General features: G+C 69.3%; 14 protein-coding genes. 9 read left to right on the top strand and 5 right to left on the bottom strand.

From position 1 onward, the window contains the following. Positions 1–84: 84 nt before the first annotated feature. From ACWESM_RS23880 to ACWESM_RS23895, 4 genes are all read left to right on the top strand, one after another. A complete protein-coding gene (locus ACWESM_RS23880) occupies positions 85–726 on the top strand; it encodes a pyridoxamine 5'-phosphate oxidase family protein (protein ID WP_355078716.1) in 642 nt (213 codons plus the stop codon). Positions 727–791: 65 nt separating this feature from the next. Then, positions 792–2,030, top strand: coding sequence for a Mur ligase family protein (locus ACWESM_RS23885; protein WP_355078717.1), 1,239 nt, complete (start codon positions 792–794; stop codon positions 2,028–2,030). After that, on the top strand, positions 2,027–2,737 hold the full coding sequence (locus tag ACWESM_RS23890) for a type 1 glutamine amidotransferase (protein ID WP_356963429.1): 711 nt from the start codon (positions 2,027–2,029) through the stop codon (positions 2,735–2,737). Before ACWESM_RS23885 ends, ACWESM_RS23890 begins: the two co-directional genes overlap by 4 nt. A 124-nt stretch (positions 2,738–2,861) precedes the next feature. Further along, a complete protein-coding gene (locus tag ACWESM_RS23895) occupies positions 2,862–3,419 on the top strand; it encodes a dihydrofolate reductase family protein (RefSeq protein WP_452493729.1) in 558 nt (185 codons plus the stop codon). Between the two features lie 163 nt (positions 3,420–3,582). Here ACWESM_RS23895 and ACWESM_RS23900 read toward each other — a convergent pair whose 3' ends face one another. Continuing rightward, on the bottom strand, positions 3,583–4,527 hold the full coding sequence (locus tag ACWESM_RS23900) for a transglutaminase family protein (RefSeq protein ID WP_364435906.1): 945 nt from the start codon (positions 4,525–4,527) through the stop codon (positions 3,583–3,585). Continuing rightward, positions 4,524–7,613 (bottom strand): circularly permuted type 2 ATP-grasp protein, encoded by a 3,090-nt coding sequence (locus ACWESM_RS23905; RefSeq protein ID WP_452493731.1) that lies wholly within the window; start codon positions 7,611–7,613, stop codon positions 4,524–4,526. The genes ACWESM_RS23900 and ACWESM_RS23905 overlap by 4 nt, the downstream gene beginning before the upstream one ends. Positions 7,614–7,863: 250 nt before the next feature. On the opposite strand from ACWESM_RS23905, the gene ACWESM_RS23910 reads away from it, so the two are divergent. Then, complete coding sequence (locus ACWESM_RS23910) at positions 7,864–8,070, top strand: hypothetical protein (RefSeq protein ID WP_364435912.1); 207 nt, start codon at positions 7,864–7,866, stop codon at positions 8,068–8,070. A gap of 21 nt (positions 8,071–8,091) precedes the next feature. After that, positions 8,092–8,736: a hypothetical protein gene (locus ACWESM_RS23915; RefSeq protein WP_452493733.1), complete on the top strand. Its 645-nt coding sequence runs from the start codon at positions 8,092–8,094 to the stop codon at positions 8,734–8,736. Positions 8,737–8,742: 6 nt separating this feature from the next. On the opposite strand, the gene ACWESM_RS23920 is transcribed toward ACWESM_RS23915, so the two are convergent. The 3 genes from ACWESM_RS23920 to ACWESM_RS23930 form a co-directional block, all read right to left on the bottom strand. Continuing rightward, entirely contained in the window at positions 8,743–9,360 is a 618-nt protein-coding gene (locus tag ACWESM_RS23920; RefSeq protein WP_356963424.1) for a LysE family translocator, read from the bottom strand. Between the two features lie 63 nt (positions 9,361–9,423). After that, positions 9,424–10,032 (bottom strand): recombination mediator RecR, encoded by a 609-nt coding sequence (gene recR, locus ACWESM_RS23925; RefSeq protein WP_063018922.1) that lies wholly within the window; start codon positions 10,030–10,032, stop codon positions 9,424–9,426. Positions 10,033–10,045: 13 nt separating this feature from the next. Beyond that, positions 10,046–10,381 (bottom strand): YbaB/EbfC family nucleoid-associated protein, encoded by a 336-nt coding sequence (locus ACWESM_RS23930; RefSeq protein ID WP_355078724.1) that lies wholly within the window; start codon positions 10,379–10,381, stop codon positions 10,046–10,048. Between the two features lie 208 nt (positions 10,382–10,589). Between ACWESM_RS23930 and ACWESM_RS23935 the strand changes: the two genes are divergently transcribed. The 3 genes from ACWESM_RS23935 to ACWESM_RS23945 are packed head-to-tail and all read left to right on the top strand — an operon-like array spanning position 10,590 to position 12,440. Next, positions 10,590–11,216, top strand: coding sequence for a hypothetical protein (locus ACWESM_RS23935; RefSeq protein WP_452493736.1), 627 nt, complete (start codon positions 10,590–10,592; stop codon positions 11,214–11,216). Between the two features lie 51 nt (positions 11,217–11,267). Beyond that, on the top strand, positions 11,268–12,080 hold the full coding sequence (locus ACWESM_RS23940) for a MerR family transcriptional regulator (protein WP_364435920.1): 813 nt from the start codon (positions 11,268–11,270) through the stop codon (positions 12,078–12,080). A gap of 12 nt (positions 12,081–12,092) precedes the next feature. After that, entirely contained in the window at positions 12,093–12,440 is a 348-nt protein-coding gene (locus ACWESM_RS23945; RefSeq protein ID WP_452493737.1) for a VOC family protein, read from the top strand. The last annotated feature ends 4 nt before the right edge of the window (positions 12,441–12,444 follow it).

Consider the following 12,444-nt stretch of genomic DNA (forward strand, 5'->3'; position numbering starts at 1 on the left):
CCGTCTGAGCGGATGTGAGCGATCTCCCTTCGCCGGAGCCGAATTCGATCGCCATCCCCCAGGCCGCGGTGCTTGAATCGAACTATGCGTGAGAGCACCGCCTCCGACGAGATCACCGACCCGGCAGACCTGCGGGCATTGCTCGGCGAGGTGGCGCCGCGCGCGGCCACCAAGGAGCGCCCTGTCCTGCATGCCAGGGACCGGGAGTGGATCGCGCTCTCCCCGTTCCTGGTGATGAGTACGAGCGACGCGGACGGCAACTGCGACGCCTCGCCGAAAGGCGATCCGGCGGGGTTCGTGCGGGTGCTCGACGACACCACCCTCGCCATCCCGGAGCGCCCCGGTAACCGCCGCGCCGACGGCTACCTCAACATCCTGGCCAACCCGCACGTCGGCCTACTGTTCGTGATCCCGGGACGCCGCGAGACGCTGCGGATCAACGGCCGCGCCCGGCTGGTGCGCGACGCGCCGTATTTCGACGACATGGTGGTGCGCGGGCACCGCCCGATCCTCGCTGTCGAGGTGGAGATCGACCAGATCTTCTTCCACTGCGCCAAGGCATTCATGCGCAGCCATCTCTGGGAGCCGGAGCAGTGGCCGGAGGACACCCTGCCGAGTCCCGCCTGCCTGGTCAAAGAGGTGCAGACGAACGTCGCGGAGACGGTGGAGGAGCTGGAGCGCTACTACTCACCGGAGAACTACGCGGCCAAGCTCTACCGCGACTGACCCGCGTGGCCCACGCCACCCGACCGCGGCGCGCCCGGATCGCCCGTCGAACATAGACTCGCGACGTGGCAGAACTATCGGTGCGCGGACGGCTCGCGCTTGCGGCGGCGGCCGCGGCGTCCTGGGCCTCGCAGAAGGCGGGTCGTGGTAAAGGGTCGATGATCGGCGGACTGATCGCGTTGAAGATCGATCCGACCGTCATGGACCAGCTCGGGCAGCGGCGGCGCACCGTGCTGGTCACCGGCACGAACGGCAAGTCGACCACCACGCGGATGACCACCGCCGCGCTCAGCACCCTCGGCGCGGTCGCGACCCAGGCCGACGGCGCGAACATGGACGCGGGCATCGTCGCCGCGCTGAACGCGCACCGGCGCGCGCCGCTGGCCGCCATCGAGGTCGACGAACTGCACCTGCCGCACGTCACCGATTCGCTGAACCCCTCGGCGGTGGTGCTGCTGAACCTCAGCCGCGACCAGCTCGACCGGGTCGGCGAGATCAACATGATCGAGCGCAAGCTGCGCGCGGGCCTGGCGAAGCACCCGGCCACCGTGGTGGTCGCCAACTGCGACGACGTGCTGGTCACCTCCATCGCCTACGACCATCCCAACGTGGTGTGGGTCGCTGCGGGCAGCGGCTGGGCGATGGACGCGACCAGCTGCCCGCGCAGCGGCGAGCCGATCGTCTGGGAGGGCGCGCACTGGCGCAGTACCGGAGCGGATTTCCAGCGTCCCGAACCGGACTGGTGGCTCGACGGGGACGATCTGGTCGGGCGGGAGGGCAAGCGTTTCCCGCTGCGGCTCGCACTGCCGGGCCGGGCCAACCGCGGCAACGCCGCACAGGCGGTGGCCGCCGCGGTCGCGCTGGGCGCCGACCCGGAGCAGGCCGTCGCGGCCGCGGGCACGGTCCGCGAGATCGCGGGCCGCTACCGCACCGTGCAGGTCGGCGAGCACGACGCGCGTCTGCTGCTGGCCAAGAACCCGGCCGGCTGGCAGGAGGCGCTGTCGATGATCGAGCCGACCTCGGCGGGCCTGGTGATCGCGGTGAACGGACAGGTACCCGACGGCGAGGACCTGTCCTGGCTGTGGGACGTGCGCTTCGAGCACTTCGAAGGCGTGCAGGTGGTGGCGGCGGGCGAACGCGCCACCGACCTGGCGGTGCGACTGACCTACGCGGGCGTGGAGCACACCCTGGTGCCCGATCCGGTCCGCGCCATCGCGTCGTGCCCCGCGGGCCATGTGGAAGTGCTGGCCAACTACACCGCCTTCCGTGATCTCAACCGTGACCTCGAGGAGCGGGCTTCATGACCGAGTCGACCTTCCGCATCGGCCTGGTGCTGCCGGACGTGATGGGCACCTACGGCGACGGCGGCAACGCGCTCGTGCTGCGGCAACGACTGCGCATGCGCGGCTACGACGCCGAGATCGTCGAGATCACGCTGTCGGAGCCGGTGCCCGATTCCCTGGACGTCTACACCCTGGGCGGCGCGGAGGATTCCGCCCAGCGTCTGGCCACCCGGCACCTGCAGCGCTACCCCGGCTTGCAGCGCGCCGCCGGGCGAGGCGCTCCGGTGCTGTCGATCTGCGCGGCCATCCAAGTCCTCGGCCAGTGGTACGAGACCTCGGCGGGCGAGCGAGTCGACGGCGTCGGCCTGCTCGACGTCACCACCTCGCCGCAGCACAAACGCGCCATCGGCGAGGTGACCACCACTCCACTGCTCGACGGGCTCACCGCACCACTCACCGGCTTCGAGAATCACCGGGGCGGAACGAAACTCGGCGGCGACGCGCAGGGTCTGGCCCGTGTCACCCGCGGCGTCGGCAACGGCGTCGGCGACGGGCTGGAGGGCGTCGTCCAGGGTTCGGTGATCGGCACCTACATGCACGGCCCGGCGCTGGCCCGTAACCCCGAACTCGCCGACCTGCTGCTGATGCGCGCCCTCGGCGTCACCGAACTGGCGCCCCTCGACCTGCCCGAGGTCGACCAGCTCCGCCGGGAGCGCCTGCGCGCCTGAGCCTGTTCCCGCCGGTCAGGTCGCCGGAGTAGCTGAATTCGCGGCAATCCGGATCGAAGCGATGAGTTCGGGCGTGTTCGCCGGTACATACCGGTGCAGCCACACCATCGAAAGGAATCCGGTCATGAGCGTCATCGTCTGCGAGTTCGTCACCCTCGACGGCAGAGTGTCCGATCCCGACGGCCGCGGCGGCACCGCGACCGGCGGGTGGGCCTTCCGCTACGGTCCCGAGAGCGTCGGCGGTGACAAGTTCCGCCTGGCGCGTGCCCTCGATGAGGGCGTGCTGCTGCTGGGCCGCCGCACCTGGGAGTTGTTCGCCACCATCTGGCCCGGACGCGACGATCCCTTCGCCACGCGCATGAACAAGGCCGCGAAACTGGTTGTCTCGCACACGCTGGCGGACACGTCGAGCTGGACGAATTCCACGCTTGTCGAAGGCGACCTCCATACGGCGGTGGAGAACGCACCCGGCGACGTCATCGTCACCGGCAGCCTGACCATCGTTCGCGCATTGCGGGAAAAGGATCTTGTCGACGAGTACCGACTGCTGATCTTCCCCACGGTCCTCGGTAGCGGTGACCGTTTGTTCGCCGATGGCGAGCCGCCCGCGGACCTCGAGTTGCTGTCGGTCGACACGGTCGGCGCAGCCGTGCTGACCCGCTACGTCCGAGCCGGGCGCTGACGACCGACGTCCGGCCGGATCGCGGACGGCGTCAACCGGACGGTCCGACCATCCGTCACCCCGCGCCACGGGCCCGAGCCGATTTGCCTGGGTTGTTCGCCTCGCCGCCGTGCCAGTCGGCGCGGTGGGCGCTCGACCTCGTCGGCGATCCGGGACCATGCCTTCACCGGCCGTATTCGCGAGCCGCGGGTAGATGGCCTGGTACACCCACCTCGGTGACGTCGACGGAGACGGTGATCGTGCTGTCCTTCGCGTCGGTGTAGATGATGCCGCGCAGCGGAGGGACGTCGGCGTAGTCGCGGCCCCAGGCGGCGGTGATGTAGCGCTCGTCGCCGAGTTGGTCGTTGGTGGGGTCGAGGTCGATCCACCGGCCCGAGCGGTCGGGTCCGTCGGCGCCGGGCACCCATACCGCCGCCCAGGCGTGCGTGGCGTCGGCGCCGACCATGCGCTCCTTCCCTGGTGGTGGATCGGTGGCCAGGTAGCCGGACACGTACCGGGCGGCGAGGCCGTGCGACCGCAAGCAGGCGACCGCGAGGCGCGCGAAGTCCTGGCAGACGCCCGCGCGGGCCGCGAACACGTCGGCCACCCGGGTGGACACCGTCGTGGCGCCGGACCGGTAGGCGAAGTCGGTGTAGATCCTGGTGTTCAACTCGACCACCGCATCCAGCAGCGGCCTGCCCGGCCGGAGGGATTCGGCCGCGTACGCGACGATCTCCGACGTGATCTCCTGCGGGTGCAGGTCGAGAGCGAACTCCACGGCGAACGGCCCGTTGGCCCCCGTCGGGCGCGCGCGTTCCCACGGCTCGGCGGCCGAGCCCGCGTCGTCGCGGGCGGGCGCGTCGACTTCGACCAGCGATTCGCCGACGACCGTCAGAGCACGATGCTCGGTGGTGACGTGGAAGTAGGACGTGATGTTGCCCCACACATCCGCGCCGACCGACCGGTCCGAGGGGGCGGGGTCGATCCGGATCTCGTGTGCGAGCAGACGCTGACCGGGGAGATCGCGCGGCGTCAAGTACGCGCGCCCATAGGAGTTGATGACTTCGCCGGAGTACGAGTACTTGGTGCGATGCTCGATCCGGTAGCGCCGGACCGCACGGCCGGTCATCCGACGACCTGCGCGCTGCCCCACAGCGGCTGGATGTCGACCGGGAGCGACAGCGTCGTGGTCTCGAAGGACTCGGATACCTTGCGCAGGCGCACGTGCACTCCCTCCAGCAACTCCGCCAGTTCGGTGCGCCGTTCGTTCGCGTCGGTGACCTCGAGATCGTCGGGATCGAGGCGGCGTAGCATGCGCCGCGCGTCCGCGAGCAGCCGCTGCGGACGCGACGAGCCGGACGCACCGGGCAGCGCCTGGAAATCAGCGTGCAGGCGGCCCAGCTGATAGGCCAGCGATCGCGGATTGGCGGTGTCGAACAGCAGGAGCTCGGCGACGTTCGCGATCCGCACCGAATCCTGGTGGCGCCGACGGTAACTCACCGAAGACTCGGTGGCGCGCAGCACCCATTCGGTGACCTCGCGTTCGATCTCCTCCGGATACCGTTGGGTCAGCGCGGCCGACAGCAACGCGGTCAGGGCGAGACCGCGCTCGATCCGCTTACCGATGTCCCTGACGTGCCACCCGGTGTCGCGGATCAGCGACTCGCCGTCGATCCCGGACAGCGCGAGCAGCCCGGCCAGGGTTCGCGAATGCACATCCGACAACTCCGCCTCTTGGTCGTCCACCGCGGCGGGGTAGCACGCCAGCGCGCGCTCGACCGAGCCGAGGATCATCCACGTGTCCACCGACAACTGGTCGCGCACGGCGCGCGCGGCGCTGCCGTACCGGTCGATCGCGAAGGCCAGCGACCCGGGCAGCTCGCGGTCTATCGTCAGTGCGACGAGGTAGTCGTGGCCCGCGCGGGACGCGCCCGGCACCCGGTGTACCGCCGGAGCGCTGTCCTGCGCCGCACCGGTGGCCACGCCGTCGTCCGCCCCTTCGGCGACGGCCTCCACACCATCCGTAACCTGTTGTCGCGCTCCGGCTCCGGCCATCGCTTCGTTCCGGGCCACGGCATCGTGGTGCTCAATGTGCTTCGAACCAGTTTCTCCCCCAGCGTCTTCCGGCATTCCCGATCCGGATGGCGCGGCAGCCGAGAATTTTTCGTCTGTCTCGTGGCCGGAAGATCGTGACCGGACCGGCACCGAAGTCCCCTGCGCGCACTCGCCCGCACCGGGCGATGCCGGAGCATCACCAGAATCCGGAAACGATCCGGCCGCAGCGTGCGACCGCTCGTCGCCGTACTGCGCCACACCTTCGTCGACGCCGGCACCCGACGGAGCTAGCAGGCCGCGATCGACCGAACTCTGCTGCGGCGCAAAGGCTCGCACCTCGGGACCGAACAGCCCGTCGGTCGGAGCCGCGGTGGCGGTGGTCCGTCCGAGGGCGGCCAAGAGGATCGGTAACGCGCCCGCGCCTTCCAGCCAGGGGCGATACCGGAACTCTTGGTAACGCTCGTGGGTGGCGATCAAGAGACGGGCGGTGTCCTCCGCGCGCTCGCCGTAGCGGCCGATCCAGAACAGGTCGTTGAGCACGCGGGGGGAGCTGATCCCCGCCACGACCGGAGCGGTGCGCCGCGGCTCGCGCGACGGCTCGGTGCTGATCGCGGCGGCGGCCGTCGGCGCGGCCCGCACCCAGATGTCCTTGGCGGCGACTTTCCGCGCGGCGCGATCGGTCGTGCGCTGACGTAGCTGGCCGAGACCGCCGGACATCACGGTGTAGCCGCGCCGATGGGCGAGCGAGAACAATCGCATGCCGACCGGAGCCGCGGCGAGTCCGTCGTGCTCGCGGATGGCGGGCGCGACGGAGAACTGCGCCGGTTCCTGGCCAACCCATTGCCATCCGTGCGCATCGATCCGCGCCTTCATCTCGTCGCGCTGCCGCCGACTCAGTTCAGGGCCGAACAGCGTGGCGCCGTCGACCGCCGAGCGAACGATCAGCTTGTCCAGATTCGCGATCAGATGTCCGCGCTCCCGTTCATGACCACCCCAGTACGACGGCGCGTTCTCCAGCAACAGGTCCGCACCGAGCAGTGCGCGCGACAGGGCGGGCAGGAATCCGGCCAGCGCGGGATTCTCCAGCAGCCCGCTGCCGAGCGTGTTCACCACCGTCACCGCGCCGCGGCGCAGCACCTCGACCAGTCCCACCACGCCCAGCCGCGAATCCGGCCGCAGGTCCAGCGGATCGGAGAATTCGGCGCCCACCCGGCGCAGCACCACGTCCACCCGCTTCAGCGTGCCGAGCGACCGCATCCACAGCGCGCCGTCGCGCACCACCAGATCGGCGCTCTCAACCAGCGGAAAGCCGAGTGTGGAGGCGAGATAGGCCTGATCGAACGCGGTCTCGGAATGCACGCCTGGACTGAGCACGACGACCACCGGTTCGTCGTCGTCGGTCTGCGCGGATTCGATCAGCATCAATCGCATAGCCCTGGCGAAGGGTGTCAGCGGACGCGGATTCGCGTGCTCGAATGCCTCCGGGATCGCGGTCGACACGACCCTGCGGTCGGCCAGCGCGTATCCGGCGCCGGACGGCGCCTGCGCCCAGTCGGCGAGCACCCGGAACCGGCCGTCGCCCCAGCGACTGAGATCGCAGGCGTGCAGGAAGAGTTGGTGCCGCCCCGGCACGGTGATGCCGTGCGCGGCTCGTACGTAGCCGCGATTACCGAACACGACTTCCGGTGGGAGCAGTCCCGAGGCGAGCGTCCTGCGTGGACCGTAGATGTCGGTGAGCACCTCGTCGAACACGCGGGAGCGCTGTTCCAGCCCGGCCTCCAGCCGGGTCCAATCGTCCGCGGCGACCGGCAAGGGAATCGGATCGAGGCGCCACGGCGCAGGCGTGTTCTCGGCCGACGCGCCGGCCTCGAGGTAGGTGATGCCGTCGTCGTCGATCAGCCTGCGCACCCGGCTGTCCAGCTTGCCCAAACCGTCCCCGCCGAGTTCGGCGAAGTCGGCGGACAGTTGCGACCACACCCGGCGCACCTTGCCGTCGGCGTCGACCAATTCGTCGTAGTAGCCCGCGACCGGCGCGCCGCACTCGTCGTAGGCGGCGGTGGCAGAAGCATCTTCGCGGTAGCGCGCGACCTGTTCCCGCACGGTGGTCGCGGTATCTCGCCGCTCATCGCGCAACGTCACCGCCGACCTCACTTCCGCCATCCATGCCCAACGGTCGCCGAATGCTTCCGGTGCGGTCCGGAAACCTTGTGCCGGACACCCGCATTAGTGGTCTTTGCGGCCATTTTCGCATGTAGCAGGGGTCATAACGGGTAAAACGCTGTGCGGCGACAACTGTTTGCTAAATATTTGCTCAGCATCGGGCGTGGCGACACACGGTCCCGGGTCCCACCGTGGCGCCCGCACCGGTGGTATCACCGAACGACGACAACGATCTCGTCAGGAGGTCATTATGCGTAGATCAGACTGTTCGTCTTGCGAATCCGCGTTCGACCACTGCCACGGAACCCTGATCGTGCACGTGAGCCGGATCGCCGAATGCACCGACGAACACTGCCTGGAGCTCAGCCACGCCAGGCACGCCTTCGTCCTCGATTGCCGAAACCTCGCGGGCGGCTGCCGGTGTGGCGACGGCGAGACGGCCCGGCGCCGCGCCTGAGCGGTTCCGTACCCTGGCCCGGTGAGCTATGACCACGTGTTGCTGCCGTCCGGTGTCGCATCGTCGATCGCGGAGGTCGACGCCTACCTGAGCACCCAGCAGGGCGTCCCCGAGTCGGGGGCGGTCGCGCAGATCGCGGCCGAACTGAACAGACGCAACGCGGAACTGCCCGAGGAGGACAACTTCCTCAGCACCGTGCCGGTCGGCGGCGCGGCCACCGGTGCGGCACTGCATGTGCCGTGCCCCTACGACGCGGTCGGCTTCGTCCGCCACTTGCTGTTCGAACTCGCCACACCGCTGAACTATACCGTCTACGACCCGCAACTGGCCTGGCTGATCGATCCCGCCGAGCACGTCGAGGCCATCGTCACGCACGGCGGCGCGGGCGAGTTCCCGTACCTGACCGAAGCGCTGGTCCAGCAGTGGATTCCGGAGCTGGCCCCGCCCAACCCGTACCTCGTCGTCGAACGCGGCGAGCAGTTCTACATCCAGACCTACCGGGAGAACTCCGGCGCCTACACCGTGGAATACCGGGACGGCTCCCCCGACAAGCATTTCGGCACAACCATCTCCGATCCCGCCACCGTAGCCGCCCTCATCTGGGGCTGGGCCAACGACGACCGCAGCCGGTTCCCCGGCCTGCCCTGGTCGCGCGTCGACCTCTGAACCCGGTCACTGGTTCTGGGTGGCCAACCGGCCCGCCAGCGCGAGGAACGACGCGCCGAAGACCCGGCGCATCCAGGTGACCACGACGGGACGGGAAATGACCTGGTCGCGGACGGCGGCGGCACACGCGCCGTACACCGCGAACACCACCAGGGTGGCGAGCATGAAGATGCCGCTCAGTTCGAGCATGCGCGCCAGTGCGTTCGGCGCGCCGCCGGGCACGAACTGCGGCAGGAACGCGAAGAAGAAGATGGTCAGCTTGGGGTTGAGAAGGTTCAGCAGCACCGCCGAGGTGATCACCTTCCGCGCCGAGGGTGCGGTGCGCCCGGTCTGTTCCGGCACGGCGAGCGCGCCCTTGTCCCGGAACGTGGTCCAGGCCATGTACACCAGATAGCCGACGCCGAGGTACTTCAGCGTCTGGAACGCGACCGCGCTGGCGTTGAGCAGCGCGGCCAGACCCGTGATCGCCGCGATCATGTGCGGAACGATGCCGAGCGTGCAGCCGAAGGCCGCGATCACCGCGGCTCGCACACCGCGAGACAGCCCCGCCGCCAACGTGAACAGCACACCGGTGCCGGGGGTGGCGACGATGACGAGCGTCGTCAGCACGAATTCGATGCTCATCCCCGACACGGTAACGCACGCCCGGCGCGGCGCAATCCCCGTCGCGGGAGGCGTTTTCGCGAGCTATAGCGCGCGGCGGCCGGACAGCGCGCGCCCGAGGGTGAGCTCGTCGGCGAATTCGAGGTCGCCGCCCATCGGCAGGCCCGAGGCCAGCCTGGTCACGCTCAGACCCGGGAAGTCGCGCAGCATCCGGACCAGGTAGGTGGCGGTGGCCTCGCCCTCGGTGTTCGGGTCCGTCGCGATGATCACCTCGCTGACGTCGACGCCGTCCTCCTGGTTTCCGATACGCGCCAGGAGTTCCCGGATCCGCAGCTGGTCGGGGCCGACACCGCTGAGCGGATCGAGCGCGCCGCCGAGCACGTGGTAGCGACCGCGGAACTCCCTGGTGCGCTCGATCGCCTGCACGTCCTTGGGTTCCTCGACCACGCAGATCATGGTCCGGTCCCGGCGCGGGTCGGCGCAGATGCGGCACAGCTCGCCGTCGGACACCGTTCCGCATGTCACGCAGAACTGCACCCCGTCACGCACCTTCTGCAGCGCGGCCTGCAGCCGATCGATCTCCGGCGGCTCCACCTGGAGCAGATGAAAGGCGATGCGCTGCGCGCTCTTCGGACCGACGCCGGGCAGCTTGCCCAATTCGTCGATCAGATCCTGGACCGGACCCTCGTACAACTGCTGCCTCGGCTCAGAAACCGGGCAGCGAACCGCCGCCGCCGAAGCCACCGGACAGGGGTCCGAGCCGTTCGGCGGCGATGCGCTGCGCGTTGGCCATCGCGTCGTTGACCGCACCGATGACCAAATCCTGCAATGTCTCGACATCGTCGGGATCCACGGCCTTCGGGTCGATGGTCAGCGACACCACCTCACCGCTCGCCTTCAGCCTGACCTGCACCAAGCCACCGCCGGCAGCGCCGTCCACCTCGGTCGCCGCGATCTCGGCCTGGGCTTCCATCACCGCCTGCTGCATCTGCTGCGCCTGGGCGAGCAACTGTTGCATATCGAACTGGCCACCTGGCTGCACGGGAGCGTCCTCTCTGAAGAAGGTGTCACGGGCCAGCCTAGTCCTGCCGCGGCCGGTCCCCGGCGCGGCCCGACGGTCCCAGGTCCGCGGCGCAGGACGGATAACAGCGCGCATGGCGGATAACAGGTTGGGTAGTTCCGATCGGAACCGACCATGCGCGCCTTACCATCGACACCGAGTCGGAAAGCGGTGTGCAAATCTGGAGCCAATGATGATCGCAGTTCGTGCACGTTTCCTGAGCACCCTGGTGCTCACGCTCGGTGTTCCCAGCATCTTTCTCGGCGCAGCGGCGTCCGCGGATACGGAGATCACCGACACGCCCGGAGTGATCGACGCGCAAGGGGCAGACGAGCCCCAGACGACCCCGGCGGCCGCCGACTACGGGGGCGGCTGCGTCCTCTACCCGGACGACAAGGCCGCGACGCTCGATTCGCTGCGTTCCCGGTGCTCGCCGGAGCAGCAGGACGCGATCTTCCGCGCCGCACCGCTCGGCGCCGTTCCGGTCGGCGTGAAATCGGGCTGGGTCACTCGCCCGCCGGTCATGCAGGCCATCGCGCCCCCGCTGTGGATCGGCAAGACCTTCTACACCGGCCCGGACGGCGGCTTCCTGATGAACCGCCTCACCGGTGCGGGCTTCGAGGCCTGGGGCGCCGACGTCTACGTCGCGCCCGCCCTGACCGATGGGCAGCCGACCTGGGCACTGAACTACGCGCCCTCGCCGACGCCGCAGGTCTACGACGAGATCCGGGAAGTCACTCCCGGTGTGTGGTTCGGCTACTCGTGGTGGCGCGGCATGTTCCAGACCACCCTGCTGCTGACCTTCGCGCTCGCCTGAACAGCGGGTGTCGTTTGACCCTCCCGTCACTGGAGGGTGTTGGCTGGTGCCATGACGGCCACCGTCCCCATCGGGGAATTCTCCAGGCTGAGCAATCTCAGCGTGAAGACGTTGCGCTACTACCACGAGATCGGTCTGCTCGCTCCGGCCGGCATAGACGCGAGTTCGGGCTATCGGCGGTACGCGACGGCGCAGGTGACGCAGGCACAGTTGATCCGGCGGCTGCGCGAGCTGGACATGCCGGTTCCGGAGATCCGCGCCGTGCTGGCCGCGCCGGACGAGAACACCCGTGACGCCACGCTGCGGGCGCATCTGGAGCGCATGGAAGCCGAGCTGACCCGCACCCGCGCGGTCGTGGCCTCGTTGCGCGCGCTGCTGACGCCATCGGCTCCGATCGCCGTGGAGTATCGCGTGGTCGGGGCGTTCCCGGCGGCGGCGATCGGCGCGACGGTGGCGCGCGAACACATCGGCGAGTGGTGCGCTTCGACGTTCCAGGCGTTGTACGAGTCGCTGGCCGCCGCGAGCATCGCGCCTGCGGGCGTCGCCGGCGCCACCTACAGCACCGACTTCTTCGAGCAGGACGAAGGCGAGGTAGTCGCGTTCGTCCCAGTCGCCGACACGGATGTGGTGCTGCCGGCAATGCTTTCACTCATCGAGCTACCCGCGCGCCGTTTCGCCGTCGCCGTGCACGAGGGCCCGTTCGACGATTTCGACCGGACCTACGGCGCACTGGGCAGTCACGTCGCCGAACACGCTGTCGCGCTGCCCGAGCCGATCCGCGAGATGTACCTGCTCGGACCGGACACGTCCGATGAACCGGCCGGCTACCGGACCGAAGTGTGCTGGCCCGTCGCCCAACCATAAAAGGAGATATCCATGACGATCTCGATCGCCCACGTCACCATCGATTGTGCGAACGCGGGCGCGCTCGCCGAATTCTGGTCACGGTTGCTGGAGACGCCCGTCGATCCCGACCCCACCCCGGAGTTCGCCACCGTCGGCCGGACCGCGGACGCCGCGACCCCGCTGATGTTCATCCGCGTGCCCGACAAGAACCCCGGCAAGAACGTCATCCACCTCGACCTGCTCGCTTCCGGCCGGGACGAGGTCGCGCGCGCGATCGATCTCGGCGCGAAGCACGTCGCCGACTTCGACGAGTGGGGCATGAAGTGGACGACGCTGGCCGATCCCGAGGGGAACCTCTTCGACATCGCGGCCGAATAGACCG

This window comes from Nocardia sp. NPDC003999 (assembly GCF_053604885.1).

Bases quoted from the DNA above. Each gene is read 5' to 3' on its own strand.
- ACWESM_RS23880 (WP_355078716.1), top strand. From the start codon at position 85: ATGCGTGAGAGCACCGCCTCCGACGAGATCACCGACCCGGCAGACCTG.
- ACWESM_RS23890 (WP_356963429.1), top strand. From the start codon at position 2,027: ATGACCGAGTCGACCTTCCGCATCGGCCTGGTGCTGCCGGACGTGATG.
- ACWESM_RS23895 (WP_452493729.1), top strand. From the start codon at position 2,862: ATGAGCGTCATCGTCTGCGAGTTCGTCACCCTCGACGGCAGAGTGTCC.
- ACWESM_RS23900 (WP_364435906.1), bottom strand. From the start codon at position 4,527: ATGACCGGCCGTGCGGTCCGGCGCTACCGGATCGAGCATCGCACCAAG.
- ACWESM_RS23905 (WP_452493731.1), bottom strand. From the start codon at position 7,613: ATGGCGGAAGTGAGGTCGGCGGTGACGTTGCGCGATGAGCGGCGAGAT.
- ACWESM_RS23910 (WP_364435912.1), top strand. From the start codon at position 7,864: ATGCGTAGATCAGACTGTTCGTCTTGCGAATCCGCGTTCGACCACTGC.
- ACWESM_RS23920 (WP_356963424.1), bottom strand. From the start codon at position 9,360: ATGAGCATCGAATTCGTGCTGACGACGCTCGTCATCGTCGCCACCCCC.
- ACWESM_RS23935 (WP_452493736.1), top strand. From the start codon at position 10,590: ATGATGATCGCAGTTCGTGCACGTTTCCTGAGCACCCTGGTGCTCACG.
- ACWESM_RS23940 (WP_364435920.1), top strand. From the start codon at position 11,268: ATGACGGCCACCGTCCCCATCGGGGAATTCTCCAGGCTGAGCAATCTC.
- ACWESM_RS23945 (WP_452493737.1), top strand. From the start codon at position 12,093: ATGACGATCTCGATCGCCCACGTCACCATCGATTGTGCGAACGCGGGC.